Raw genomic sequence first — 25,335 nt, 5'->3', positions numbered from 1 at the left:
ACCAGATGGTGGACAAGCTGAGTGTCAAGGAATACGGCGATCCATTTTCAAACGCAACGAAGAGAAAAAGAAGCGAAAAAGGAAAAATAAAAGACAATAAAACAAAGTAGTAAAAAAGAAAAAAAGAATCCCTTTGAGGGATAGCGAGCGTCAAGAGCGGTAGCTTGAACGAAGTGAAAGCAAGCGCCTTTAGACGCGAGCAGGTATCATAGGCTTATAGCCGCAGTTCAAACCACGCCTTTTAGACGTGGTTTTGATTTTCTTTTGCGAATAGGGAAAAACATGTTATGATACACACGGTGATGAAAATGAAAAAAGTAAATGTAATTGGTGGCGGTCTTGCCGGCGTTGAAGCTGTACATCAGCTTGTTAGTGCTGGCATTGCTGTTGACCTCTATGAAATGCGCCCAGTCAAGTCAACGGGAGCACATAAGACAGATCAATTTGCAGAACTTGTATGTTCTAACTCTCTAAGAGCGGATGGCTTGAAGAATGCTGTTGGCGTTTTGAAAGAAGAGATGACAATGAATGATTCATTGATTATTCGTCAAGCTCGCCTACATGCAGTACCAGCTGGTGGCTCTTTAGCGGTGGATCGCGAAGGCTTTTCCAAGGCTGTGACAAAGGAAATTACAGAAAATCCTCTTGTACATGTCATTCATGAGGAAGTGACGAAGATACCTGAAGGACCTACTATTATTGCTTCTGGACCATTGACAAGTGCGGCTTTGTCAAAAGAAATTGCAAGCCTTTTAGGTCAGGAGGAATATTTTTATTTCTATGATGCAGCTGCACCAATCATTGAATTGGATTCAATTGATTTGAATAAAGCTTATTTTAAGAGCCGCTATGATAAAGGGGATGCGGAATATATTAATTGTCCAATGACCAAAGAAGAATTTGAGGCATTTTATGATGCTTTGATTCATGCTGAGGTTGCGAAGCCACATGATGGTGAAGAGAAGTTCTTTGAAGGCTGTATGCCTTTTGAAGAGATTGCTCGCCGTGGTGAGCAGACGCTGCTTTTTGGTCCTATGAAGCCTGTTGGCTTAGAACATGATGGCAAACGTCCCTATGCGGTTGTTCAATTACGACAGGATAATGCGGTTGGCACGCTCTATAATATTGTTGGCTTCCAGACGCATCTTAAATGGGGTGAACAGGAACGAATTATTCATATGATTCCTGGCTTAGAAAATGCGAAAATTGTGCGTTATGGAGTCATGCATCGTAATTCTTTCCTTAATTCTCCACTCTATCTTAAACAGACATATCAATATAAGAATCGTGAAGATTTATTTTTTGCGGGGCAGATGACTGGCGTCGAAGGATATGTTGAAAGTGCCCAGAGCGGACTTGTAGCTGGAAAGAACATGGTTCGCCTCTTACAAGAAAAAGAGCCTCTTGTTTTCCCACGAGAGACAGTGATGGGGTCTTTGAGCTATTATATTACTCATGCCTCAACAACTGATTTTCAGCCGATGAAGGCTAACTTTGGTATTCTACCTGACTTAATTCCACAGGTTAAGAAAAAGGAAAAGAAGGAAGCCTATGCGAAAAGAGCCATTGCCACAATGCAGTCTTTCCTAGATGAAATCAATGGATAAACAAAGAGATGCATTTCTTGACTATCTTACTTATCAAAAACGTTATTCGCCCTTGACAGTAAGTTCATATCAGCGAGAGATCAATGATTTTATAGCTTATGTTAGACAAGAAGCTTATCAAGATTTTACAGAGTGCGACTATGCGCTTATTAGAAGCTATCTTGTCGCTTTAAACAAGCGTCATTTATCCCATGCTTCTATCAATCATAAGCTTTCTAGCCTACGTTCTTTTTTTAAGTTCTTAAGAAGACAAGGATATGTTGAAGATAATCCATTTATGCTTGTGAGTGCATTAAAAACAGGAGAGCGCAATCCTGACTTTCTCTTTCTTGATGATATGCTTGGTTTACTTGATTCCATTCATACAGATAGCGATTTAGGAATGCGTAATAAAGCGATGCTTGAGATGATGTATGCGAGTGGACTAAGAGTGAGTGAAGTGGTTAACTTGACACTCGATCATGTCGATCTCGTTCATCAGATTCTTTTTATTCGTGGTAAAGGAAACAAAGATCGTTATGTCCCGTTTCATGATGAAGCTAAGGTCTGGCTTGTTGATTATCTAGAAGGGGCACGCCATGAATTAATGGCGACAACTCATCAAAGTCACAATATAGTTTTTGTTAATAAGCATGGCAAACAGCTTACTAATCGTGGCGTTGAAGATATTGTGAATCGCTGCATGCGCGATTATGATCCAACGCGCAAGATTCATCCCCATACCATTCGTCATTCCTTTGCGACACATCTCTTAGATGCAGGGATGGATATTAGAGTTGTGCAGGAACTTCTCGGTCATGCTTCTTTGTCAACAACGCAAATATATACTCATGTGACTCAGGAAAAACTGATTGAAGTCTATAATAAGGCTTGTCCGCGTCAGGCGTTGGAAAGACTTGAAGAAAAGAAAAAAAGTGTTGACTGAAACAAGGTAAAATGATATATTCTACAGTGTTGTAGACCTCTAGCTACAACCGCACATAAAAGGTATTAAATGTACGTATGTACTGCCTCGGTTGGCGAGTCTAAGAATACAAAAAGGAGGTACTTGAATGTACGCAGTTATTGAAACAGGTGGAAAACAGTTAAAAGTTGAAGCCGGTGACACTATTTTCGTTGAAAAGTTAGATGTTGAAGAAGGTACTGAATATACTTTCGATAAGGTTTTATTTGTAGGTGGCGAAAGCACTAAGATTGGTGCTCCTTATGTTGAAGGTGCTACAGTTACAGCTGATGTTGTAGCTCAGGGTAAGGAAAAGAAAGTTACTGTTTATAAATATGAACCAAAGAAGCATTATCACAAGAAACAGGGTCATAGACAGCCTTTCACAAAGTTAACAGTTAAAGCTATTAACGCTTAATTATGATTAAAGTTAAACTTGCTTATCATGATGATGCATTGACTTATGTAAAAGTCAGTGGTCATGCAAATAGTGATGAGTATGGAAAAGATCTTGTTTGTGCAGGTGTATCCACTATTATCGTTGGTGTATATAATACGCTTGAGAAACTTGGAATGTTGGATATAGGAACATTTAAAGTTGAAGAAGGTCTTGCTGAGTTTATCATTCATAAGATTACAAGAGAGTCACAATTGATACTAGAGACTTTAGTGACAACTCTTGAAACAATCGAATATTCCTACGGGGATTTCATTCAAATTAAAAAGATGGAGGAATAATCATCATGTTAAAGTTAAATTTACAGTTATTCGCTTCTAAAAAAGGTGTAGGTTCTACAAAGAACGGTCGTGATTCTGAATCTAAACGTTTAGGAGCTAAATTATCTGACGGACAGACTTGTACTGCAGGTTCTATTATCTACAGACAGAGAGGTACTAAGATCTTACCTGGTAATAATGTAGGTAGAGGCGGAGATGACACATTATTCGCTAAGGTTGATGGTGTCGTTAAGTACGAAAGAGTCGGCAAGAAAAAGAAACAGGTTTCTGTTTATCCAGTAGCTTAAGACTTTAGGAAGGAATCCCATTGGGATTCCTTTTTTCGAGAAATAGAGGTGAAGATATGAATTTTATCGATAAAGCAGTCATTGAAGTCACATCCGGTAAGGGTGGTGATGGTGTTGTTGCCTTTAGACGAGAAGCGCATGTTCCAAAAGGAGGCCCTTCTGGAGGTGATGGCGGTCGTGGTGGAAGCATTATATTTGAAGCTACGAACAGCTTATCAACATTATTGGACTTAAGATATAATAAACATTATGCGGCAAGAGCTGGCCAGAATGGCATGGCAAAGAAAATGCATGGGGCGAATGCCCAGGATCTTATTATCAAAGTCCCTGTTGGGACATGTATTTATAATAATGTCAATGGCAAACTGATGGCGGATTTAACTGAAGATCATCAGCAGGTTGTCATTGCGAAAGGTGGCCGTGGTGGTCGTGGTAATACACGTTTTGCTTCAAGCAAGAATCCGGCTCCAACTATTTGTGAAAAAGGTGAACCAGGCTTATCATATGAATTACGTGTGGAATTGAAGCTTTTAGCGGATGTCGGTCTTGTTGGTTTCCCGAGTGTTGGTAAGTCAACATTCCTGTCCGTTGTCTCACGTGCGCGTCCAGAGATTGCAGATTACCATTTTACAACAATCATTCCTAATTTAGGTGTTGTTCAGGTACCTGATGGACGTTCATTCGTCATGGCTGATTTACCTGGCTTGATTGAAGGGGCATCACAGGGCAAGGGCTTAGGCCATCAATTCTTAAGACATATTGAAAGATGCCGTGTCATTGTTCATATTGTCGATATGGCAGGTAGTGAAGGCCGTGACCCTTATGAAGATTACTGTACAATCAATAAGGAATTATCAGAATATCAGTATCATCTTTTAGATCGACCACAGATTGTAGTCGCAAATAAAATGGATCTGGATGGTGCTGAGGAAAACCTTGCCGCATTTAAAGAGAAAGTTGGCGAAGATGTTAAAGTCTTCCCAATGATTGCCCCAATCCATGAAGGTATTGATCAGGCTCTCTATGCGATTGCCGATGCTTTGGATAAGGCACCAATTACTTCTCTTTATGATGAGGAAGGCGAAGAAGATAGCGTTCTTTATACCTATGAGCCTGGTGATGAGAATGCCTTTGAAATTGCTAATATGGGCAATGGCGTATGGGAAGTCACTGGTGAACGTGTTGAAAGAGCAGTACAAATGGCATCACTCAATACGGATGATGGCTTCAAGAACTTTGCTATTAAAATGCGTAACTATGGCGTCGATGAGGCTTTAAGAGCAGCTGGCTGCCAGGATGGCGATTTAGTACGCATTCTTGATTTTGAATTCCAGTTTATGAATTAAAGTATGGCTAAAAGTCATACTTTTTCTCTATTTTATGATACAATACTCTTTGTTTGTTAGAGGAGTTAACACATGTATAGTTATATTAAAGGTACCATTGTTGAAATGCATACGAATCATATTGTCATAGAAAACAATGGGATAGGTTATCTTGTTTATGTTCCTAATCCTTATACGTTTACTAAGGGGGAGAATACAACTGTCTATATCTATCAATCTGTTAGTGAGAATGACGTACGTCTTTATGGTTTTAAGGAGGCAAAACAGAAAGATCTGTTCTTGATGCTTATTAAAGTCAAAGGCATTGGACCTAAAAGCGCAACCGCCATTTTAGCAAGTGGTGATGTCAATGAGATCATTGATGCCATCGAGAATAATAATCTGAAATACTTAAAGTCATTCCCAGGAATAGGTCCTAAGGCAGCAAGCCAGATGGTGCTCGATCTTAAGGGTAAGTTTGATGGCGTGACACGTTTAGAAGCGATCAGTGAAGATGTTTCACAGGACTACGAAGATGCAATTGAAGTGCTGATTGCTTTAGGCTATAAAGATAGTGATGTCAATAAGGCAATGAAGACGTTGTTACATCAAAAACTTGATACCAATGGCTATGTTAAAGAAGCATTGAAAATACTAAGTTTTAAATAAAGGAGGAGTCTCATGGATCGTGATTTATTAGATGTTGAAGAACATGATGAAGATGAAGAAAGCCAGCTAAGGCCACATTCCTTTGAACAGTATATTGGTCAGGAGGATTTAAAGAAGAATCTTAAAGTCTTTGTAACAGCAGCTAAGATGCGTGATGAGTCACTTGATCATGTCTTGCTTTATGGCCCACCGGGTTTAGGAAAGACAACAATGAGCATGATCATCGCCAACGAGATGGGAACACATATTCGCGTCACTTCCGGTCCTTCAATCGATAAGACTGGTGATTTGGTGGCTATTCTAACATCTCTTGAACCTGGTGATGTGCTTTTTATTGATGAAATACATCGCTTGAATAAGGTTGTCGAAGAAGTGCTTTATCCAGCTATGGAAGATTATTGTGTTGATGTCATTATCGGTAAGGATCAGTCGGCGAGATCTATTCGTATTGATTTACCACCGTTTACCTTAGTCGGTGCTACGACAAGAATGGGTGATATCTCAGCGCCTTTAAGAGACCGTTTTGGCATTGTTGGTAAGCTTGATTATTATAAGGATGATGAACTAGAAGAAATCATCAGTCGTACATCCAAGGTCTATGGTATGGATATTGCTGATGATGCAAGAAATGAACTTGCGAAAAGAAGTCGTGGGACACCACGTATCGCCAATAGGCTATTTAGACGTGTGCGAGATTTCTCAATGTTCTATGGGGAAAAGGTGATTTCCTTAGAGAGAACGAAAGAAGCATTGGATAACTTGAAGGTTGATGATTTAGGATTAGATCATGTTGACCATAAATATTTACTTGGTATTATTGAGCGCTATCGAGGTGGACCGGTAGGGCTGAATGCTTTAGCAGCTAGTATTGGAGAGGAACCTAATACGTTAGAAGATGTCTGTGAACCTTATTTATTACAGAAAGGCTTAATCAGACGAACAGCGAAAGGGCGTGTAGCAACTGATCTTGCCTATCGCCATTTCCATCTTGAAAGGGAGTTCTAACTCTCTTTTTTTATGCATAAATGGAAGATTTTTGGTTTCCTCTTTCTAGCTATCGTCTCAACAATATATAGTTTTTCAAAACCTCAGGTTATCAAAAAAAAACAAGAAACTGCACTCTATGTTACATTGGAAGGGGCATTTAAGAAAAATGGGGAGGTGAAGATAAAAGAAGGAATGCGAATGAAAGAACTTGTTGAACAGGTTGGCATCAAAGACAATGCTTCATTAGCAGCCCTTGATCTCGAACGGACGCTTAAGCCAGAAGCACGTTACTATCTCCCCCTTAAAAGAAGTAATGTTATCAGCTTGAATAAAGGTACTGTTGAAGACTTCATGACATTAAAAGGAATAGGCAAAAAGACAGCTGAGAAGATTGTTGACTATCGCAAATCACATGTTTATACCTGTCTTGAAGATATTATGAATGTGGAAGGAATAGGCGAAAAACGCTATTTAGCCTATCGTGATCAATTATGCCTGTAGCTTATCATTTGATTTATTATGCCATTCTTGTCTTGCTGGTTGTAGCAGTGCGTCTTGTCCACCTTGTTTTTCTCATCCCGCTTGTTCTCTATTGCATCTTTCTCTTGAAGAGAAAGCTTATTTTTGTGATTGCTGTGGTGTTATGTTTAACACCACTTTTTATTCGTCCTTATCAAGCCTATCAGTTCTCATCGATTATCCATGGCCGGGTTGTCGACATGAATGACGCATCACTTATTCTTAAGACAAAGCAAGGTAAAATCAAGGTGCTGACGAAGCAGAAATTTCATTATCAGGATGAACTCATTCTTAAAGTCACACCTGTGGAAATTAACAGGAAAAAGGATGATGGTGATTTTGATGAAGAGATGTATTTAAAGTCACATCATATTATCACTAAAATGAAAATGGTTAAGGTTATTGAAAGAAGACCTCATTTTTCTTTAGCAAATGTTTTCGTTCAGCATTTTTCCAGCAATAAACAGATCCGTTCTTATCAGAATATGTTTTTGCTTGGAATGAAAGATGAGGCTATCAAAAGTGACTATCAAGTTATGACATCACTTTCAATAGTTCATCTTTTTGCCTTGAGCGGTATGCATATTACAATCTTATATAATATTCTTTTTAAAATCTTTTCCCTTTTTCTTAAGAAGCATCATGCTGATTATTTGTCTAAAGGAGTTATGGGCTTTTATGTTTTCTCAATTCCATTTAATATTTCCTTACAAAGAGCTTATCTGATGCTGATTGGTAAAAGTCTTTTGCATAAACGGCTTAATGATTTAGATCTTCTCTCAATACTCATTATTGCCCATGTCCTCTATAATCCCTATGTCATCTACAATATATCCTTTGTTTTCTCTTATTTTATCTATTTTATGGTTATTCTTACAAAACATATTAAAGGGCAGTCAATAATAGTCTATTTATCATCACTGCCGATTGTTTTATGTATGAATGCCTCGTTGAACATCTTTTCTTTCTTTTTAAGCAGTGCTCTTGAGCCTTTTATTATAGTTTTCTATACTCTCTTTGTTTTTTCTCTTTTTCTGCCTTTAGAATATCTATTGAATTTATTAATTGGATTGTTTGTGTCCATGCTTGATTTCACTCAGGCCCTGTCTTCTTTTATTGTTCTTTCAAAGCCAACTCTGTTTTTTATAGGCCTATTTTATTATTGTATATTTGCCTGCATCATCCAAAAAGAAAGACAACAATCAATAAGAAAGCCTGTCTGTCTTCTTGTTGCCTTGATGATTTCTTTTACGATTTTTTCCCGCTATAAGATTTATACCGATGTGACAATGATTGACGTTGGTCAAGGTGACTGTACGCTTGTGCGTTTGCCTTTTGATCAAGGAAATTACCTTATCGATACTGGTGGGAATGTGAAGTATGATCTAGCGACAAATAAGATTATTCCTTATTTGAAGTCGATTGGAATAAGCCGGATTGATGCTGTATTTATTTCGCATTATGATTATGATCATAGTGGTGCCCTTGATTCTTTAAAAAGCCATTTTGATGTCAGGAAGGTGATTGATAAGCCATTTAAAAAGATGCAGAAGGGGAATGTTACTATTGAAAGTCTTACAACGGATCATGTCTTTAGTGATATTAATGACAATTCTAATATTATCTATTTAACAATTGATGATGTGAAATATCTCTTTACTGGTGATTTAGGTATTGAAGGTGAAGAAGCATTGATGAATAAATATGGCTCTCTGGATGTTGATATTTTGAAGGTTGGTCATCATGGGTCTAAGACTTCATCAAGCGTGGAATTTATAACGATGCTTAAACCTAAGGTGGCGATGATTGGTGTTGGTAAAAAGAATCGTTATGGCCATCCAAGTCAAATTGTCATTAAGCGTATGAAAAACATGGGAAGTACGATATTGCGTACTGATCAGGATGGTTCTTTTACAATCCGGCATATGTTCAAAGAGTATTATATTCTTAATGAAAAAAGCTAGCAGCTTGCTAGCGAGAGAAGTACATTTTGATGGCTGTAAAAGTATTAGAAACAATTGTCATGATATCAAATAGTGAGGCAGTGTAGTTATGAAAATGCATATCATAGATAAACCACAATCCAACTGTAAAGACAATCACACCTTTCATGACATAGGGATTTTTCGTGTCAACAAAGATTGTGAAAATAACAGTTGCGATAATAGGAAGCCAACCAATAAGACCATTCATTCCGGCAAGAAGACTAATGGCAACTTGTAAAACAATAAAGCCAATTTTCACAGGTGTTTCCATGGGCTTCTTAAGCGAATATAGATTTCTTAAAATACCAACGATATTGGAAATCCCGCCCGATGTTGCCTTAAGCATGAAGTTGGCAATACCCATTAAAGTGAATTGTAAGCATTGCACTTCTAAGACATGTTTATTTTCTTTGATTAAGCCAATACCAACCATAACAATTGCCCCAAGCAAAGAAATCATATTGGCAATAAAAGTTATATTCATAATCTCCTCTGCGATATCCTTATTCTAACATAAAGGATTTTAGCGTAAAAGAAAAAAGCGCCAAGACGCGTTAGGAAAGAGTCGGTGTTGCTTTTCTTCCTCGTTGAATCAATGCTAAGGTAGCAGCATTGGTGATGACGCCAAGAATATCGAAAGTGGCACTTGTGAAGTTCATGTAATAGAAATCATAGAAGATCCACATTGCCCCTGTAATAATGACAGAAAATTTAAAGAATGCCTGGTCCTTGCTGTCACATGTAAATGTAAAGATGGTATTAGAGATAATTGGGAGCCAGCCAATAAGTCCATCAATTCCGGCATAGAGCGATAAGCCAATCTGTAGTCCAGAAAGAGCAGTTTTGACAGCTAAACTCATGGGTCTGTTGATAGAATAGACATTTCTGATAATACTTAAGACATTGGAAATAGAGCCGGTGATTGCGCCTAGAATAAAGTTGGCAACACCCATTAAGGTAAACTGAACGCACTGGCCTGCAAGAACTTTCTTATTATCCTTTACAAAGCCAATCAGTACCATAATGATTGCGCCAATAAGTGATATGATATTCGCTAATACAATAATATTCATAAAAATCTCCTTTTTTAGGAGTGTTGCGGTATAAAAAAAGACCGGAACCTCCTTGTTTTGAATGTCATTGATCGCGATTCCGGTCGCTTGTGGGTCGCCAATCCAATTATTGGCATAAATGACTTTGTATAAGCTAACATAGCCTAATGTATGTGTCAAGAGGTTCACAAAATGGGAGCGCTTATATATGAGATGGTGGTAGAGTATGCCTCATGGAAAATAGAATTTCTTATATGAAAGCGTTTTATTTATTTCCGCTTTACTATATAATGATTTGTAGGAATAAGGAGGAAAAAAGAAAATGGGATTTAGAAAGGATTTTTTATGGGGCGGTGCAAGTGCTGCTCATCAGTTTGAAGGAGGCTGGCAAGAGGGCGGCAAAGGCGTTTCTATTGCCGACGTCATGACTGCTGGCGGCAATGGCATTCCTAGAAGAATCACAGATGGCGTTGTCGAGGGAGAAGACTATCCAAACCATGTCGGTATTGATTTCTATCATCATTATAAAGAAGATATTGCATTGTTTGCGGAAATGGGATTTAAGGCTTTTAGAACATCTATTGCCTGGACACGAATTTTCCCAAATGGTGATGATGAAGAACCAAATGAAGAAGGCTTGAAATTCTATGATGACTTATTTGATGAATGTCATAAATATAATATTGAACCAATTGTAACGCTTTGTCATTTTGAATTACCATATCATATCGCAAAAAAATATAACGGTTTCATGGACAAACGTGTGATTGATATGTTTGTGAAATATTCAAATACTTGTGTTGAAAGATATAAAGGAAAAGTCAAATACTGGCTGACTTTCAATGAAATCAATAACCAGACAGGTGCACCAATCGCTCACCATCTTATTCAGGAAGGCGGTATTCTTACAACAGATGACAATCCAGATAATGAATGGATGATGTATCAAAGCTGTGTCAATGAATTAATTGCTTCAGCAAAAGCAGTCAAGGAAGGTAAGAAGATTAACCCAGAAGCACAGTTTGGCTGCATGATGGGCTTTACACCATTCTATCCAGAAAACTGTAAGCCAGAAAACATGGTGGAAGCTATGGCTGCAATGCATAAAACAGAATGGCCTCTTGAAGTACAAGCCAATGGCTTTATTCCGGCTCATGTTGAAAAGCTCTGGGAAAGACATGGCTATAAGATTGCGCTTAGCGATGAAGAAAGAGAAGCATTAAAAGAAGGTACAGTTGATATTATTACTTTCTCTTACTATATGAGTAGAGTTGCAGCATGGCATGAAGGCAATACACACTTTGAATTCCATTCCCAGGGTATCCCAGGAATGGGTGAAAGTGATGAAGTCGATAATCCGTATCTTTCAAAGACGGCCTGGGGCTGGATGATTGATCCATTAGGATTACGCTGGGCTTTAAACTGGGTCTATGACAGATTCCATAAGCCAATGATGATTGTTGAAAATGGCTTTGGAGCATATGACAAGGTAGAGGAGGATGGTATGGTTCATGATGATGACCGTATCAACTATTTAAGAAGTCATATTGAAGCAATGCGTGATGCTGTTGATGAAGATGGTGTTGATTTACTTGCTTATACAATGTGGGCACCAATTGATATCGTATCTGCATCAACTGGTGAATATGATAAACGCTATGGCTTTATCTATGTCAATTACAATAATAATCACGAAGGTGATTTTGCTAGAAGCAGAAAGAAATCCTTCTTCTGGTATAAGCATGTCATTGAAACAAATGGTGAAGATTTAGGAGATTAGTCAAGCACCCCTTTTTGGGGTGTTTTTCTTTGCGGCTATCTTGCAATCTATGACATTTTTTTCTAATATAAATACATTGGAGGAACTGTATGAAACTATTATTGATCAGACATGGAAAAACATATTTTAACGAGCTTGATCTTACCCAGGGCTGGTGTGACTCACCCCTTTCAGAAATAGGAATGAGTCAGGCGAAAGCTCTTGCACAGAAAATTAAAGATATTGCCATTGATGAAGCCTATTCATCAACGAGTGAACGTGCCTATGATACATTGGAGATTGCGCTTAATAATCCTTTTATGACAATAAAGAGGGATCGCCGTTTAAAGGAATTGAATTTTGGCTATTTTGAAGGACAGCCAAATGCTCTTAAGGGAAAAATGGTCAAGGAAGATTTCCGTAATATTGAAACTAGCTGTGATTATCGTAAGTTTCATGGAGAAAAGCTTGCTGATGTTGTTGAACGTCACCTTGATTTCTTGCAAGAAGTTGTGTCCGATGAAGATAGAACGATTGCAATTGGTGGGCATGGACTCTCACTAACGGCTTTAACGCATCATTTATGTGAAGAACAATTACAAAAAGAGTTTCCTGATTTTCGCTTTTTAGGCAATGCCTGCGCAGTTTATATGGAATATAAGAATCATCAGTATTCAGTTTTAAATATCATTGAATAAAATGATATGTTTTAAGAAAGGATGAGCTTATGAATATAGTGCTCTATGGCAGTGAGGAACTGCTTTTAAAACAACGTCTTGAGAAATTCAAGAAGCAGTACAAAATCAATGATCAAGATATGAATCTTTCAATCTATTATCCTGATGAAACGAGCATGGATGTCATTCTTCAGGATGCCATCACACCACCTTTTCTTACGGAATATAAGATGGTGATTTTGCGAAAGCCGACATTTTTAACGACAGAAAAACAAAAAAACGTTTCTGACGAAGATATTGCCGCTTTCAATGACTATATTGCTCATGATAATCCCACAACCATTTTTATTATTTACCACAATGGTGAGAAATTTGATGAACGCAAGAAAGTCATGAAGAATCTTCGTAAACATGCACAGTTTATTGAACTAAATCAGGTTGATGAACATACGATTTATAAAACAGTCAGACAAGCTATTATTCATCGTCAAGCAGTGATCGATGATGATGCGCTAGATTTGTTGCTAGAAAGAACAAGGGGAAGCTTAAACGAAGCGAGCAACCAGGTTGAAAAACTATGTCTCTATAGTAAGCATATTACACTTCATGATGTTGAACGACTTGTTGCGCCACCTCTAGAAGAGAATGTCTTTGCTTTAACGAATGCGATTATGGCACATGATCTTGTGCGTGTTTCATCTATCTATCGTGATTTAATGATTACCAATCATGAACCTATTGCCTTGATTGGTCTTATTGCGAGCAGTATTCGGCAGCTCTATCAGGTCAAGCTGCTTGATCGCAAAGGATATACGGATAAAGAGATTGTTAAGATTATTGGTATTAATCCAAGAGCTCTATTCCCGGTTCGTAAAAATGCACGCAGTTTTCAGCTTGATGAGCTAGAACGTAAGCTTTATGAATTGTCGGAACTGGATATCAATATAAAGACGGGGAAGATTGATAAGCAGCGAGGATTAGAATTATTCCTTATGCAGATTTAGGAGAAAAATATGGAATCGTTAAGAGAATTGTATAAAATTGGCGTTGGCCCTTCTTCTTCTCATACGATGGGACCAATGAAGATTGCATTATGTATTAAAGAGGCTTATCCTGATGCAGATCATTATAAAGTGGATTTGTATGGTTCACTTGCCTTGACTGGGAAAGGGCATTTAACGGATGCCATAATGGAAAAAACTTTTGAAAAGCCGGTAGAATTTGGCTGGCATAGTGAAGCGTTAAGCTTTCATCCTAATGGCATGATTGTTCATGTTTATCAAAAAGGTCAAAAATTAGCGGAGATTGAAGCATATTCCATTGGTGGGGGTGAGATTCTCTTCAAGGGTGATCTTGCTAAAGAAAAGAAAGAAATCTATCATGAAAAGAATATGGAGGAAATCCTCCGATATTGTTCAAGAGAAGGTATTTCACTTTATGACTATATGAAATGTCATGAAGATGAGAATATTGATGATTATCTTTTTGATGTTCTCGATCATATGTTTACATGTGTTGAAAATGGGCTTCACACAAAAGGCATTATTCAAGGAAGACTGAAGATTAAGCGTGTTGCCAATTTGATGTATCAGCAGGCCCTCAATACACATCATCAGATGGAAAGAGATCGGCTGTTTCTTTCAAGCTATGCGTACGCAGTATCTGAGGAGAATGCGGATGGACATATGATTGTAACAGCTCCAACGTGCGGGGCGAGTGGAATTGTTCCAGCTGTTCTCTATTTTGCTTATAAGCAGTTAGGTATGAAAAAAAGAGATCTGATCAAAGCATTGGCTATTGGTGGGCTTTTTGGCAATGTCGTGAAATATAATGCAACAATTTCCGGTGCTGATGGTGGCTGTCAGGCAGAAGTTGGAACAGCATGCGCAATGGGAGCAGCAGCTATGGCTTGGATTAATGAGCTCAATAATGACTTGATTGCTTATGCTGCGGAAATGGGCCTTGAACACAATCTTGGTTTAACATGTGATCCCATTGGTGGCTATGTACAAATACCATGCATCGAACGTAATGCCTATGGTGCCTTGCGTGCCCAGGATGCCGCAATGCTAGCAAAAGAATTGGGTTATATGCGTAAGAATAAGATTTCATTCGATACAATCGTTACTGTTATGAAAGAAACGGGTCATGATTTATCATCCGCTTATAAAGAAACTTCTCTTGGTGGACTAGCGAAGGAGTATCGTTTCCATGAAGACTGATAGCCTCTATATCCATATTCCTTTTTGTGATCATATCTGTAGCTATTGTGACTTTGCGAAAGTCTTCTATAAAGAAGATGTTGCCAATCAGTATTTAAGAAGACTAGCAAAAGAGCTTGCAGGTATCAAGCGCCAGGTAATGAAGACGATTTATATTGGTGGTGGGACACCAAGTGCTTTGACATATGAACAGCTTGAATATTTATTGAAAAGAGTTGAACGATTTGTCGGCAAACGAACAAAGGAATTCACTGTTGAAGTCAATCCGGAATCAGCAACAATTGATAAGCTAGAATTATTGAAGAAGTATCATGTCAATCGTCTTTCCATTGGTGTACAAAGCTTCCAGGATCATCTTTTGCACATGATTGGTCGTAAGCATTATTCCTATCAGGCTATAGAAGTCATTGAAAATGCCTATAAGCTAGGTTTTGAAAATATTTCAATCGATATGATGTATGGTTTGCCCATGCAGCAAGAAGAAGACCTGATGCATGATTTGGAACGTATTTTTGAATTACCGATCAATCATATATCTTACTATTCTTTAATATTAGAGGAAGGTACAATTCTCAATTATAAGCACTACCAGCCTCTTGATGATGAGACCGATAAACGATGGAATGATATTATTGATGATCGTTTGCATAAGATGGGCTTTCATAAATATGAAGTCTCTAATTATGCGAAAGGGGAACATGAATCCTTCCATAATAAAGCCTACTGGCATTATCATAATTATCTTGGTGTAGGTATTGGTGCAACAAGCAAGATAGATGATAAAATAATCAGTCATTCACGTAATATGACAAAATATCTTAATGGTGAGAATACTGAACAAATAGAAACACAGACAAGTGAAGATACGATGTTTAATCATCTGATGATGAGTTTAAGACTTGTTGATGGGCTTGATCTAGAAGATTTCTATCAGCGTTATCAAAAACATGTCGAAGATGTTTTTGGTCATCAGCTTCAGAAACATTTGGATAAGGGAGATTTGGTGATAGAAGACCATCATCTAAGAACAACACCTGCATCAATAGCTTATCTGAATGATATACTTGTGGATTTCTTACCAGAATAGGGCGATGGAGAAACATTGCCTTTTTTCATGAAAATATTTAGCACTAAATTATTGACAGTGCCAAACTTATGTGTATAATGGAGTTAGCACGAAAGGTAAAGGAGTGCTAAAGGAGGAGTGAGCAGGATGTTGACAGCAAGACAGCTATTGATATTTAAATACATTGTTGAAGAATACATCGCAACTGCAGAGCCAGTTGGCAGTAAGCTCTTAATGACGAAATATAATCTTCCTTACTCGAGTGCAACAATTAGAAATGAAATGAGTTTTCTAGAAGAGCAGGGCTATCTTGAAAAGACACATACTTCAAGCGGCCGTATACCTTCGATGAAAGGTTATCATTTCTATGTTGAAACGCTTCTGCAGCCGGATGTTGATGACAAGGTTAAAAATCAGGTCTCAACGCTTTTCAGTGATCGCAATCGATCGATTCAGGAAATCATCGAAGAAAGCTGCCAAATGCTTAGTCAGCTAACACATTTGACAACAGTGGCTCTAGGAGGCAATTCATCTTATGAAAAGCTTCAGAACATTACTTTGGTGCCTCTTGGCTCAAACAGTGTGACGGCGATTATTGTCACAGACAAAGGACATGTAGAAAATCGTATTTTCCATATCTCTAACGAGATATCAATGGAAGATTTAAGTGCTTGTGTTGATATTATGAATGATACGCTTATTGGAACACCAATTGATGATGTTGCAAACAAGCTTGAAAAGGATGTTAAGCCGATTATGAGTATTCGAGTTAAAGAACACGAAGTGCTCTTCAATGCATTCTTGCAGGCTTTTATGAAATTTGCGAAAAGCAATGTCTACTTCTCTGGTAAAGACAATATGTTGTATCAACCGGAATATAATGATGTCAATAAATTAAGAAAACTCGTGAGTGCATTTGAAAATGCACAACAGTGGAAATCACTTGAACCAAGCAAGGATGATGAGCGAGGTGTGGTTGTTAGAATTGGTGGTAATGAGCTGCCATTTAATGATGGCATCAATGATGTTTCCATCATTTCAACATCATTTGATACAGGCGAGAATTCACGAGGCTCGATATCAGTCATAGGACCAACAAGAATGCCATATGATCAAGTTGTCAGTTTGGTAGAACTTATTGGTGAGAATATTGAGAAACTCATTAAAGATGAAAATAATGAAAAATAGAGGTGAAAGCATGGCCGAAGAAAGAAAAGAAGAAACATTATCAGAAGAAAAGGCTGAAGAAACAGTGGAAAAGGCTGAAGATGCGAAGGAAGCAAAAGAAAAGGAAACTGTTGAAGAAGCAGCTGATAATACAGAAGAGAAAATTGCAGCATTAACTGCTGAAGCAGATAAATGGAAGAATGCATATTACAAGACATTTGCGGATATGGAGAACTTGAAAAAACGTTTACAAAGGGAACATGAGAATCAAGTGAAATATGCGATGCAGAATTTCATTGAAGAATTGTTGCCTGTCATTGATAATTTCGAACGTTCATTAAATGTCACAACTGACAGTGATGAAGTGAAGAATTACATGAAGGGCATGGAAATGATTCATAAACAGTTAATGGCTATTTTAGAAAAGAATGGTGTTCAGGTTATTGAAGCAAAAGGAAAGCCTTTTGATCCAAACTTGCATCAGGCTGTCATGACTGAACATGTTGATGATCAGGAAGACGGTATTGTTTTAGAAGAATTACAAAAAGGTTATACGCTTAAAGGACGTGTAATTAGAGCGACATTAGTAAAGGTTAATCAATAGGAGGAATAAGTTATGAGTAATAAAATTATTGGTATTGACTTAGGTACTACAAATTCATGTGTGTCTGTAATGGAAAATGGTGAAGCCAAGGTTATCGCTAATCCAGAAGGTTCAAGAACAACACCTTCAGTTGTTGCCTTCAAGAATGGTGAAATCATTGTTGGTGAGGCTGCAAAACGTCAGGCTATTACAAACCCTGATACAGTTTCTTCAATCAAGAGACATATGGGTACAAACTACAAAGTGCATGTAAATGGTAAGGATTATACACCAGAAGAAATCTCTGCAATGATCTTGCAGAACTTAAAAGCAACTGCAGAAGCTTATTTAGGTGAAAAGGTTGATAAAGCCGTTATCACTGTCCCAGCTTACTTCAACGATGCACAGCGTCAGGCAACTAAGGATGCAGGTAAGATTGCTGGTCTTGATGTTCAGCGTATCATCAATGAACCAACAGCAGCTGCCTTAGCATTTGGTATTGATAAAATTGATAAAGAACAGAAAGTTCTTGTTTATGACTTAGGTGGTGGTACATTCGATGTATCCATCCTTGACTTAGCCGATGGTACATTTGAAGTATTAGCTACAGCTGGTAATAACCATTTAGGTGGTGATGACTTCGATAAGAAGATCATGGACTGGATGGTTGCTGAATTTAAGAAAGATCAGGGTATTGACCTTTCAAATGATAAGATGGCTATGCAGCGTGTAAAGGATGCTGCTGAAAAGGCTAAGAAAGACTTATCAGGTATGATGCAGACTCAGATTTCATTACCATTCATCTCAGCTGGTGCTAATGGTCCAGTACACTTAGAGATGACGCTTACAAGAGCTAAATTTGATGAATTGACATCTGACTTAGTTGCTGCTACAGAAGGACCTGTTAGACAGGCATTAAGTGATGCTGGTGTTACTCCAAATGATATCGATGAAGTCTTATTAGTTGGTGGTTCTACACGTATTATCGCTGTTCAGGAATCTGTTAAGAGATTACTTGGCAAGGAACCTAATAAGTCAGTTAACCCAGATGAAGTTGTCTCTATGGGTGCTTCTATCCAGGGTGGTGTCATTGCTGGTGATGTTAAGGATGTCTTACTTCTTGATGTTACACCATTATCACTTGGTATCGAAACAATGGGTGGCGTTATGACTGTCCTCATTCCAAGAAATACGACAATCCCAACAGAAAAATCACAGATCTTCTCAACTGCTGCTGATAACCAGCCAGCTGTAGATATCAACGTCTTACAGGGTGAAAGATCAATGGCTAAGGATAATAAGCAGTTAGGCTTATTCAAGCTTGATGGCATTGAACCTGCACCACGTGGTGTTCCACAGATTCAGGTTACATTCAATATCGATGTTAACGGTATCGTTAATGTTAAAGCTAAGGATATGAAGACAAATAAGGAACAGTCTATTACAATCCAGAACTCTACAGGCTTAAGCGATGAAGAAATCGATAGAATGGTTAAAGAAGCTGAAGCTAACAAGGCTGAAGATGAAAAGTTGAAGAAGGATATCGAAACTAAGAACAAAGCTGAACAAATGATTAATGAAATCGATAAAGCCTTAAATGAACAGGGTGACAAGATTGATGCTAATCAAAAGCAGCAGGCTACAGCCTTAAGAGATGAATTAAAGAAAGCTCTTGACGCTAATGATATCGATACACTTAACAATAAGATGAGTGAACTTGAACAAATGGCTCAGCAGATGGCAAGCTATCAGTATCAGCAGGCTAATGCGAATGCGAATGCAAACGCTAATAGTAATCAGTCAAACAATGCTCATAATGATGATGACGTTGTTGATGCAGATTTTACTGAAAAGAACTAATATAAAAGCCAAGGGCAACCTTGGCTTTCAATTGTGAGGTGGGGAATATGGCAGATAAAAGAGATTATTATGAAGTCTTAGGCATTAATAAAAATGCTAGTGCCGATGAAATCAAACGTGCCTATCGTAAGATGGCCAAGAAATATCACCCCGATGTCAATAAATCAGCTGATGCAGAAGAGAAATTCAAGGAAGTTAATGAAGCCTATGAAGTACTTTCTGATCCAGATAAAAAAGCAGCCTATGACCGATATGGGCATGCTGCCTTTGAACAGGGAGCAGGTGGTGCTGGCGGATTTGGTGGCTTCAATGCTGGTGGCTTTGAGGACTTTGATTTTGGTGATATCTTTGGTTCCTTCTTCGGTGGTGGAGGAGGAAGAGCTTCTTCACGCCGTAATAATGGACCACAGCAAGGTGAAGACCGCTTTGTGCAACTAGAAATTGATTTTATGGATGCTATTAAAGGCAAGAAAGCAGAAATCCAAATCAATTATGATGAACAATGTACACATTGCATGGGTACAGGTGCAGCAAGCTCTAGTGATGTAACAAACTGTAGCCGATGCGGTGGTACAGGGACAATCCGGACACAGCAGCGTTCACCTTTTGGAACATTTGTCAATGAGACAACATGTCCAGATTGTAATGGTACAGGTAAGAAGATTACTAAGGCGTGTCCAAATTGCCATGGTAAAGGCTATATCAATAAAACCATTACTGTTGAATTGAATATTCCTGCTGGTATTAATACACATCAGCAGTTACGTGTTGCCGGCAAAGGCTATCGTGGCAAAAATGGTGGACCTAATGGTGATTTATATGTAGAAATCTATGTGAGACCACATAAGCATTTCGTTCGTCATAATGATGATATCCAGATTGAAGTACCTGTTTCTAGTGTTGATGCAACACTTGGATGCGAAGTAGATGTACCAACAGTCTATGGTGATGTGACAATGAAGATTCCTGCAGGTACACAGTCAGGTGCTGTTATGCGTTTAAAAGGCAAGGGCGTCAAACACTTGCGTGGTGATGGCTATGGTGATCAATATGTGAAAATCAATGTCCAGATTCCTAAAAAGTTAACACGCAAAGAAAAAGAACTTTACGAACAATTACGTAAAGTTGGTAAGTCAGGATCGATTTTTGATTCGTTCAAGAATGCATTTAAAAATTAATGAGAAGTTCTGTTGCTTAAAGTAGCGACAGGGCTTTTTCTTTTTGGTAGAATGGAAGGCAAGTGAGGTGGATTATGTTTAAAACGGTATTATGGGATATAGATGGTACATTGCTGAATTTTGAAAAAGCTGAAGATAAAAGCCTGAAAGAACTTTTTGAAAAATATGGTATTGATTTTGATGAACAAACACTTGAAGACTATAAGCTGATTAATCGCCAGTATTGGGCCAAGATTGAACGCCATATGATTGAAAGAGAGATTGCGCTTGTTTCGCGTTTTCAGGAATTCTTCTACTCGAAGGGCATTATGCATATTGACTGTAAGAAGTTCAATGATGAATATCAGTTAGCTTTAGGTAGGAATTTTGTTGTTGAAGAGGGGGCGTTGGAGATTTGTGCAAAGTTAGATGATATGGGTATTGTGCAATATGCCATTACAAATGGTTCAAAAGTAGCACAGGCCATCAAGATTCGCAAATCTCACTTAGATCAATATATGCGCGATGAATTCATTAGTGAGGAATTAGGCTATGAAAAGCCCGATACGCGCTTCTTCAATGTGGTAAGAGAGACAACACATTATAATCCTGAGACAACACTTGTTGTTGGTGATGGTCTAACAAGTGATATTCGTGGGGGGAATTATGCAGGGCTTAAATGCTGCTGGTATAATCCTGGACATCTGCGTAATATTGAAGGCGTGCATGTAGACTATGAGATTGATCATTTATTAAAACTTGTTGAAATCATTTAGGAGATGCTTATCATCTCCTTTTTTAAGCATAAAAAAACGGTACCAAGTACCGTTAGACCTATATATTAAGCACCTTTTCTAAGAGTTCTTAATTCTCTTGCAGTCATCTTTACTTTTGTTGGTTTACCATCAACCATGATAGTAACTTTCTGTAAGTTTAGATTCCATTTTCTTCTAGTTGAATTTAATGCATGAGAACGTGTGTTACCTGACATAGGTCCTTTTCCGCTAAGCTGACTTTTTCTTGACATTGTATTCTCACCCCTTACGCTTATTGCATACTCACGTATAATACCATCACATCTTAAAAAAAGCAACCACTTAAATAAAAAAATATCTTCCTAACACAAAAAATAGTGTGATTCTTTGAAGAAAAAAACAATCTATTTACATTTTGAAATGCTTAATTTATAATATTGCTGCATAGTGCTTTTTTATGCATAAAAATATGGTAAAATAATAGCAACTAGATGAGGAGATAGGAGGATTTAGCAATGATTCAGAAGAAAACTGAGCTTGGAAATATTGAATTATCTAATGATGTCATCGCTACAATATGTGGTGGTGCAGCCACTGAATGCTATGGTGTTGTAGGCATGGCAAGCCAAAAAATGAGTGATGGTTTCTATGATTTATTAGGTCGAGACAATTACTCAAAAGGAATTGTTGTTGAAGCTGGAGATACAGGTGCAATTATTAATCTTTATATTATCATTGGTTATGGTATTAAGATTTCTGAAATTGTCTATGAAGTCCAGAAAAAAGTAAAATATGTATTGGAAAATACTCTTGATATTGATGTTGAAGAAGTAAATGTTTATGTCCAATCGATCAAGATTATGGATGAATAAAGGAGAAGGAAATGAAAACTATTGACGGAAAAATGTTTCGTGCGATGGTTGAAACTGGTGCAAACCTGCTCCATAACAATCATCCGGAAATTGATGCATTAAATGTATTCCCTGTACCAGATGGTGATACAGGTACAAATATGTCTTTGACATTCACAAATGGTGCTACTGAAGTAAAAAAGCTTGAGAGCGATAATTTAGGTGATGTCGCAAAGACTTTATCTAAAGGCTTATTGATGGGAGCTAGAGGTAACTCTGGAGTAATCCTTTCACAGATCTTTAGAGGTGTTGCAAAAAGCTTGAAAGGTAAGGAAAGTGCGGATGCTGTTGAATTAGCGGAAGCTTTTGCGAGTGGTGCTAAAGTGGCTTATAAAGCTGTCATGAGACCTGTTGAAGGAACAATCTTGACAGTTATCAGAGAAGCAAGTGAAGCAGGTTCTGCTTATGTCAAAGAAGATATGGAAGTAGAAGACTGGTTCTCTTACTTTGTCAAAGAAGCAAATGATGCGCTTGATCGTACACCTGAATTGTTGCCAGTCCTTAAAGAAGTTGGCGTTGTTGACTCTGGTGGAGCAGGCTTAGTTGTTGTATTGACAGGATTTATGCTCGCTCTTGCTGGTGAAGAAGTTGTTCGCGTTGACGTAGCTGCAGCGCAGGCTGCGATGAAAGAAGCTGAAGAAGCTTCTAAGCAAAAAGGCTACCAGGTTAAATATTCATTCAAGATCGATGAAGGTAAGGCAAAGGCATTTACAATTGACGGCTTTACACATGAACTTGAAAGAACACCAGCAACTGATGTGAATGTCACACAAAAGGATGATGTTATTTTCGTCTCACTAGCAACAGAAAGACCAGGACATACATTAAATGTTGGTCAGCGTTTTGGTGAACTTGCACATATCACAATCGTTAACTTCAATGAACCAGATTATAAGGAACCAGAAGCCAAGGAAGAAAAAACTGCGCCAGCTAAAGAAACTGCAATTATCTCAGTAGCAGCTGGTGAAGGTGTTAAGAAGATGTTCTTAGACTTACGCTGTGACTATGTTGTAAGTGGTGGTCAGACAATGAACCCTGCCACAGAAGATATTGTCAAGGCAGTTCGTAAAGTCAATGCCAAGAATGTTATCATCTTACCAAATAACTCTAATATCGTTATGACTGCACAGCAGGCTGCAACAGTATTGGAAGATGAAATTCATGTTATTGTTATTCCATCAAAGACTGTTCCACAGGGCTTAGCCGCATGCATGATGTATAATACAGAAGCAGGACTTGATGAAAATGTCAATGAAATGACTTCAGCTCTTGAAGACGTTCAGACTGGTCAGGTTACTTTTGCGATTAAAGATACAACAATCGATGGCTTAGAAATTAAAGCCAATAATTATATGGCATTATGCAACAAGAAGATTGTTGCATGTGTTCCTGATAAGATTGATGCTTTAAAGAAAGCTTTAGAAGGCTTAGTTGATGATGACAGTGAAGTCATTACACTTATTTGTGGTGAGGATGTCACTGAAGAAGAAAAAGAAGCTGCCCAAGCCTATATTGAAGAAAACTTCGAAGATTGTGAACTTGAAATGAATGATGGTGGTCAGCCAGTATATTCATTTATTATTGGTGTAGAGTAAAAACAAAAATATGGAAATAAAGAGGACGGAAAGGCCATCTTGGTCATCTCCGTCCTTTTTGCATAGGGAAGTTGTAATAAGATATGTTATTTTTTTGAGGTATTTATTGTTTCACGATAATGCGTTGGGGTTGTCTGATATTTGGCTTTGAATGCTTTTGTATAATAATTGGCATCCTGAAAGCCACATGCGAGTGCTATTTCCTGAATGCTTTGTGTACTATTGGCGAGAAGCTCTAATGATTTTTGAAAACGATAATCAAGTAAGTACTGATGGATGGTTATACCATATTCTTCTTTAAATTTGTTGAGTAGAGTGGATTTTGAAACATAGAAATAGTTGCATAGCTGCTGGAGCGTGATTGCATGATTGTAATGCACGTTGAGATAGTTTTTGATTTCGATGGCAAGATTCTTATTTTTTGCTTCTAATCTATTTGTGAGAGTTAGATATTTTGCACAAATATCAATAATGGATGCAAAGGAGAGAATTTGTTCTTTTGTGTGAAATGATATCTTGCTGATAGCTTCATCAAGCCTTTTTTCAGAATCGACGTAGTCTTTTGCCGCATTTTTGATTGTTTTTTTCTCCACTGCTGAGTCAGTCAGTGTTTGCCCCATCATGAGATAACCGGAATGCACACCATAAGTATAGATTGGAACAACAGCTTCATAAAGATGAAAATCACAATTGTAGATATCAATTTGACCTGATGATTTTACACGCTCAAAAGCCTTGTGGTCACATGCAAGACATTGCGCAGCTCCTTCGGGCGTACTTTTAATAAGATGACAGAAAGGGGAGTTGTGTTCAGGGTATGACGTTATTAAGTTTTCATGAATATCATATATCGATAAGTTTAATCCTGATATGAGATAAAGATCCTTAAGCATTGATTGTAAGTTTTCCATATTTTCTACCAAAAGTATAAATAATACTTTTTTACCCTTAGCTTAGACTTTCTTCTATTCTATCATAATCTTTTCTTCTTTATAATCATAATCGCAGTAAGAAAATAAAAAGGCTTTCTTTGATAAGGCGCCAGTTGAGGAAAGCGATGGTTATGAAGAATGGGTATGAACTGTTTTTCCGTGTTGATTGTTGATCTTACTGTTTAGATAACCCTGGGAAAGATAGAAGAAAAGAGGAAAAAATGATGACTAAAGAAGAAATTACAATGGTAGGATTTGAAATCGTCGCTTATTCAGGAGAGGCGAGAAGTAAATTATTATTGGCACTTGAGAAAGCCAAAGAGCAACATTTTGATGAATGCAATTCTTTAATCGAACAAGCGAATGATTGTCTCAATGATGCCCATAAAGCACAGACAGAGCTTTTATCACTTGAAGCAAGAGGCGAAGAAATCGAAATTGGATTTATTACAGTACATGCGCAAGATCATCTCATGACAACACTTCTTCTTAAGGATATTGTCTTCCATTTGATCAATATCTACCACTAGGAGCATGTT

27 protein-coding genes and 1 other annotated feature are annotated in these 25,335 nt (G+C 37.8%); of the genes, 23 read left to right on the top strand and 4 right to left on the bottom strand.

What is annotated here, in order from left to right:
* Positions 1–308 precede the first annotated feature (308 nt).
* The 10 genes from trmFO (at position 309) to T529_RS0111930 (ending at position 9,039) form a co-directional block, all read left to right on the top strand.
* A complete protein-coding gene (gene trmFO / locus T529_RS0111975) occupies positions 309–1,607 on the top strand; it encodes a methylenetetrahydrofolate--tRNA-(uracil(54)-C(5))-methyltransferase (FADH(2)-oxidizing) TrmFO (protein WP_033163827.1) in 1,299 nt (432 codons plus the stop codon).
* Positions 1,600–2,532 carry a site-specific tyrosine recombinase/integron integrase gene (gene xerA / locus T529_RS0111970; protein WP_330221898.1) on the top strand — a complete coding sequence of 311 codons (933 nt, stop codon included), beginning with the start codon at positions 1,600–1,602 and terminating at the stop codon, positions 2,530–2,532. The genes trmFO and xerA overlap by 8 nt, the downstream gene beginning before the upstream one ends.
* Before the next feature lie 37 nt (positions 2,533–2,569).
* Positions 2,570–2,644 (top strand) — a sequence feature (ribosomal protein L21 leader region).
* Between the two features lie 15 nt (positions 2,645–2,659).
* Positions 2,660–2,968 carry a 50S ribosomal protein L21 gene (gene rplU / locus T529_RS0111965; protein ID WP_033163825.1) on the top strand — a complete coding sequence of 103 codons (309 nt, stop codon included), beginning with the start codon at positions 2,660–2,662 and terminating at the stop codon, positions 2,966–2,968.
* A 2-nt stretch (positions 2,969–2,970) separates the two neighbouring features.
* Positions 2,971–3,288: a ribosomal-processing cysteine protease Prp gene (locus T529_RS0111960; RefSeq protein WP_033163824.1), complete on the top strand. Its 318-nt coding sequence runs from the start codon at positions 2,971–2,973 to the stop codon at positions 3,286–3,288.
* A gap of 5 nt (positions 3,289–3,293) precedes the next feature.
* Positions 3,294–3,575, top strand: a complete 282-nt coding sequence (gene rpmA / locus T529_RS0111955; protein ID WP_033163823.1) for a 50S ribosomal protein L27 — start codon at positions 3,294–3,296, stop codon at positions 3,573–3,575.
* 56 nt (positions 3,576–3,631) lie between these two features.
* Entirely contained in the window at positions 3,632–4,921 is a 1,290-nt protein-coding gene (obgE, locus tag T529_RS0111950) for a GTPase ObgE (protein WP_033163822.1), read from the top strand.
* A gap of 72 nt (positions 4,922–4,993) precedes the next feature.
* Complete coding sequence (ruvA, locus tag T529_RS0111945) at positions 4,994–5,569, top strand: Holliday junction branch migration protein RuvA (RefSeq protein WP_033163821.1); 576 nt, start codon at positions 4,994–4,996, stop codon at positions 5,567–5,569.
* Between the two features lie 12 nt (positions 5,570–5,581).
* The gene (ruvB, locus tag T529_RS0111940; protein WP_033163820.1) at positions 5,582–6,574 is read left to right on the top strand and encodes a Holliday junction branch migration DNA helicase RuvB; all 993 of its coding nucleotides are present in this window, start codon (positions 5,582–5,584) and stop codon (positions 6,572–6,574) included.
* A 180-nt stretch (positions 6,575–6,754) separates the two neighbouring features.
* Positions 6,755–7,057: a ComEA family DNA-binding protein gene (locus T529_RS13565; RefSeq protein ID WP_238560822.1), complete on the top strand. Its 303-nt coding sequence runs from the start codon at positions 6,755–6,757 to the stop codon at positions 7,055–7,057.
* Entirely contained in the window at positions 7,048–9,039 is a 1,992-nt protein-coding gene (locus tag T529_RS0111930; RefSeq protein ID WP_033163818.1) for a ComEC/Rec2 family competence protein, read from the top strand. The genes T529_RS13565 and T529_RS0111930 overlap by 10 nt, the downstream gene beginning before the upstream one ends.
* 7 nt (positions 9,040–9,046) lie before the next feature.
* Here the strand turns inward: T529_RS0111930 and T529_RS0111925 are convergent, their stop codons facing one another.
* Positions 9,047–9,544, bottom strand: coding sequence for a YgjV family protein (locus T529_RS0111925; protein ID WP_033163817.1), 498 nt, complete (start codon positions 9,542–9,544; stop codon positions 9,047–9,049).
* A 70-nt stretch (positions 9,545–9,614) separates the two neighbouring features.
* Positions 9,615–10,133, bottom strand: coding sequence for a YgjV family protein (locus T529_RS0111920; protein WP_033163816.1), 519 nt, complete (start codon positions 10,131–10,133; stop codon positions 9,615–9,617).
* Between the two features lie 301 nt (positions 10,134–10,434).
* On the opposite strand from T529_RS0111920, the gene T529_RS0111915 reads away from it, so the two are divergent.
* The 10 genes from T529_RS0111915 (at position 10,435) to T529_RS0111870 (ending at position 21,379) form a co-directional block, all read left to right on the top strand.
* A complete protein-coding gene (locus T529_RS0111915) occupies positions 10,435–11,892 on the top strand; it encodes a 6-phospho-beta-glucosidase (RefSeq protein ID WP_033163815.1) in 1,458 nt (485 codons plus the stop codon).
* Positions 11,893–11,981: 89 nt separating this feature from the next.
* Positions 11,982–12,569: a histidine phosphatase family protein gene (locus T529_RS0111910; RefSeq protein ID WP_033163814.1), complete on the top strand. Its 588-nt coding sequence runs from the start codon at positions 11,982–11,984 to the stop codon at positions 12,567–12,569.
* Between the two features lie 29 nt (positions 12,570–12,598).
* Complete coding sequence (gene holA, locus T529_RS0111905) at positions 12,599–13,552, top strand: DNA polymerase III subunit delta (RefSeq protein WP_033163813.1); 954 nt, start codon at positions 12,599–12,601, stop codon at positions 13,550–13,552.
* Positions 13,553–13,561: 9 nt separating this feature from the next.
* Positions 13,562–14,770: an L-serine ammonia-lyase, iron-sulfur-dependent, subunit alpha gene (locus T529_RS0111900; protein ID WP_033163812.1), complete on the top strand. Its 1,209-nt coding sequence runs from the start codon at positions 13,562–13,564 to the stop codon at positions 14,768–14,770.
* Entirely contained in the window at positions 14,760–15,857 is a 1,098-nt protein-coding gene (hemW, locus tag T529_RS0111895) for a radical SAM family heme chaperone HemW (RefSeq protein WP_033163811.1), read from the top strand. The genes T529_RS0111900 and hemW overlap by 11 nt, the downstream gene beginning before the upstream one ends.
* Positions 15,858–15,983: 126 nt before the next feature.
* The gene (gene hrcA / locus T529_RS0111890) at positions 15,984–17,024 is read left to right on the top strand and encodes a heat-inducible transcriptional repressor HrcA (protein ID WP_033163810.1); all 1,041 of its coding nucleotides are present in this window, start codon (positions 15,984–15,986) and stop codon (positions 17,022–17,024) included.
* 10 nt (positions 17,025–17,034) lie between these two features.
* Positions 17,035–17,607: a nucleotide exchange factor GrpE gene (grpE, locus tag T529_RS0111885; RefSeq protein WP_081823149.1), complete on the top strand. Its 573-nt coding sequence runs from the start codon at positions 17,035–17,037 to the stop codon at positions 17,605–17,607.
* Between the two features lie 12 nt (positions 17,608–17,619).
* Complete coding sequence (gene dnaK, locus T529_RS0111880) at positions 17,620–19,446, top strand: molecular chaperone DnaK (protein WP_033163808.1); 1,827 nt, start codon at positions 17,620–17,622, stop codon at positions 19,444–19,446.
* A gap of 47 nt (positions 19,447–19,493) precedes the next feature.
* A complete protein-coding gene (dnaJ, locus tag T529_RS0111875; RefSeq protein ID WP_033163807.1) occupies positions 19,494–20,624 on the top strand; it encodes a molecular chaperone DnaJ in 1,131 nt (376 codons plus the stop codon).
* 74 nt (positions 20,625–20,698) lie between these two features.
* Positions 20,699–21,379 carry a YjjG family noncanonical pyrimidine nucleotidase gene (locus T529_RS0111870; RefSeq protein ID WP_033163806.1) on the top strand — a complete coding sequence of 227 codons (681 nt, stop codon included), beginning with the start codon at positions 20,699–20,701 and terminating at the stop codon, positions 21,377–21,379.
* A 65-nt stretch (positions 21,380–21,444) separates the two neighbouring features.
* On the opposite strand, the gene rpmB is transcribed toward T529_RS0111870, so the two are convergent.
* Positions 21,445–21,630 (bottom strand): 50S ribosomal protein L28, encoded by a 186-nt coding sequence (gene rpmB / locus T529_RS0111865; protein WP_033163805.1) that lies wholly within the window; start codon positions 21,628–21,630, stop codon positions 21,445–21,447.
* Positions 21,631–21,873: 243 nt separating this feature from the next.
* Between rpmB and T529_RS0111860 the strand changes: the two genes are divergently transcribed.
* Together T529_RS0111860 and T529_RS0111855 are read left to right on the top strand one after the other, a co-directional pair.
* Positions 21,874–22,230, top strand: coding sequence for an Asp23/Gls24 family envelope stress response protein (locus T529_RS0111860; protein WP_033163804.1), 357 nt, complete (start codon positions 21,874–21,876; stop codon positions 22,228–22,230).
* A gap of 11 nt (positions 22,231–22,241) precedes the next feature.
* A complete protein-coding gene (locus T529_RS0111855; RefSeq protein WP_033163803.1) occupies positions 22,242–23,864 on the top strand; it encodes a DAK2 domain-containing protein in 1,623 nt (540 codons plus the stop codon).
* Between the two features lie 86 nt (positions 23,865–23,950).
* Here the strand turns inward: T529_RS0111855 and T529_RS12685 are convergent, their stop codons facing one another.
* Positions 23,951–24,775 carry a PocR ligand-binding domain-containing protein gene (locus tag T529_RS12685; protein WP_051646998.1) on the bottom strand — a complete coding sequence of 275 codons (825 nt, stop codon included), beginning with the start codon at positions 24,773–24,775 and terminating at the stop codon, positions 23,951–23,953.
* Positions 24,776–25,017: 242 nt separating this feature from the next.
* On the opposite strand from T529_RS12685, the gene T529_RS0111845 reads away from it, so the two are divergent.
* The gene (locus tag T529_RS0111845; RefSeq protein WP_288153844.1) at positions 25,018–25,326 is read left to right on the top strand and encodes a PTS lactose/cellobiose transporter subunit IIA; all 309 of its coding nucleotides are present in this window, start codon (positions 25,018–25,020) and stop codon (positions 25,324–25,326) included.
* Positions 25,327–25,335 lie beyond the last annotated feature (9 nt).

The organism is Sharpea azabuensis DSM 18934, assembly GCF_000702165.1.
Lineage (GTDB): Bacteria > Bacillota_I > Bacilli_A > Erysipelotrichales > Coprobacillaceae > Sharpea > Sharpea azabuensis.
Note: the sequence above shows the minus strand (reverse complement) of the source record. Positions and strands in the feature narration are given on the sequence as shown.

What these genes read in the sequence shown, in the direction of transcription:
- trmFO (WP_033163827.1), top strand. Translation starts at nt 309, where the DNA reads ATGAAAAAAGTAAATGTAATTGGTGGCGGTCTTGCCGGCGTTGAAGCT.
- xerA (WP_330221898.1), top strand. Translation starts at nt 1,600, where the DNA reads ATGGATAAACAAAGAGATGCATTTCTTGACTATCTTACTTATCAAAAA.
- rplU (WP_033163825.1), top strand. Translation starts at nt 2,660, where the DNA reads ATGTACGCAGTTATTGAAACAGGTGGAAAACAGTTAAAAGTTGAAGCC.
- T529_RS0111960 (WP_033163824.1), top strand. Translation starts at nt 2,971, where the DNA reads ATGATTAAAGTTAAACTTGCTTATCATGATGATGCATTGACTTATGTA.
- rpmA (WP_033163823.1), top strand. Translation starts at nt 3,294, where the DNA reads ATGTTAAAGTTAAATTTACAGTTATTCGCTTCTAAAAAAGGTGTAGGT.
- obgE (WP_033163822.1), top strand. Translation starts at nt 3,632, where the DNA reads ATGAATTTTATCGATAAAGCAGTCATTGAAGTCACATCCGGTAAGGGT.
- ruvA (WP_033163821.1), top strand. Translation starts at nt 4,994, where the DNA reads ATGTATAGTTATATTAAAGGTACCATTGTTGAAATGCATACGAATCAT.
- ruvB (WP_033163820.1), top strand. Translation starts at nt 5,582, where the DNA reads ATGGATCGTGATTTATTAGATGTTGAAGAACATGATGAAGATGAAGAA.
- T529_RS13565 (WP_238560822.1), top strand. Translation starts at nt 6,755, where the DNA reads ATGAAAGAACTTGTTGAACAGGTTGGCATCAAAGACAATGCTTCATTA.
- T529_RS0111930 (WP_033163818.1), top strand. Translation starts at nt 7,048, where the DNA reads ATGCCTGTAGCTTATCATTTGATTTATTATGCCATTCTTGTCTTGCTG.
- T529_RS0111925 (WP_033163817.1), bottom strand. Translation starts at nt 9,544, where the DNA reads ATGAATATAACTTTTATTGCCAATATGATTTCTTTGCTTGGGGCAATT.
- T529_RS0111920 (WP_033163816.1), bottom strand. Translation starts at nt 10,133, where the DNA reads ATGAATATTATTGTATTAGCGAATATCATATCACTTATTGGCGCAATC.
- T529_RS0111915 (WP_033163815.1), top strand. Translation starts at nt 10,435, where the DNA reads ATGGGATTTAGAAAGGATTTTTTATGGGGCGGTGCAAGTGCTGCTCAT.
- T529_RS0111910 (WP_033163814.1), top strand. Translation starts at nt 11,982, where the DNA reads ATGAAACTATTATTGATCAGACATGGAAAAACATATTTTAACGAGCTT.
- holA (WP_033163813.1), top strand. Translation starts at nt 12,599, where the DNA reads ATGAATATAGTGCTCTATGGCAGTGAGGAACTGCTTTTAAAACAACGT.
- T529_RS0111900 (WP_033163812.1), top strand. Translation starts at nt 13,562, where the DNA reads ATGGAATCGTTAAGAGAATTGTATAAAATTGGCGTTGGCCCTTCTTCT.
- hemW (WP_033163811.1), top strand. Translation starts at nt 14,760, where the DNA reads ATGAAGACTGATAGCCTCTATATCCATATTCCTTTTTGTGATCATATC.
- hrcA (WP_033163810.1), top strand. Translation starts at nt 15,984, where the DNA reads ATGTTGACAGCAAGACAGCTATTGATATTTAAATACATTGTTGAAGAA.
- grpE (WP_081823149.1), top strand. Translation starts at nt 17,035, where the DNA reads ATGGCCGAAGAAAGAAAAGAAGAAACATTATCAGAAGAAAAGGCTGAA.
- dnaK (WP_033163808.1), top strand. Translation starts at nt 17,620, where the DNA reads ATGAGTAATAAAATTATTGGTATTGACTTAGGTACTACAAATTCATGT.
- dnaJ (WP_033163807.1), top strand. Translation starts at nt 19,494, where the DNA reads ATGGCAGATAAAAGAGATTATTATGAAGTCTTAGGCATTAATAAAAAT.
- T529_RS0111870 (WP_033163806.1), top strand. Translation starts at nt 20,699, where the DNA reads ATGTTTAAAACGGTATTATGGGATATAGATGGTACATTGCTGAATTTT.
- rpmB (WP_033163805.1), bottom strand. Translation starts at nt 21,630, where the DNA reads ATGTCAAGAAAAAGTCAGCTTAGCGGAAAAGGACCTATGTCAGGTAAC.
- T529_RS0111860 (WP_033163804.1), top strand. Translation starts at nt 21,874, where the DNA reads ATGATTCAGAAGAAAACTGAGCTTGGAAATATTGAATTATCTAATGAT.
- T529_RS0111855 (WP_033163803.1), top strand. Translation starts at nt 22,242, where the DNA reads ATGAAAACTATTGACGGAAAAATGTTTCGTGCGATGGTTGAAACTGGT.
- T529_RS12685 (WP_051646998.1), bottom strand. Translation starts at nt 24,775, where the DNA reads ATGGAAAACTTACAATCAATGCTTAAGGATCTTTATCTCATATCAGGA.
- T529_RS0111845 (WP_288153844.1), top strand. Translation starts at nt 25,018, where the DNA reads ATGATGACTAAAGAAGAAATTACAATGGTAGGATTTGAAATCGTCGCT.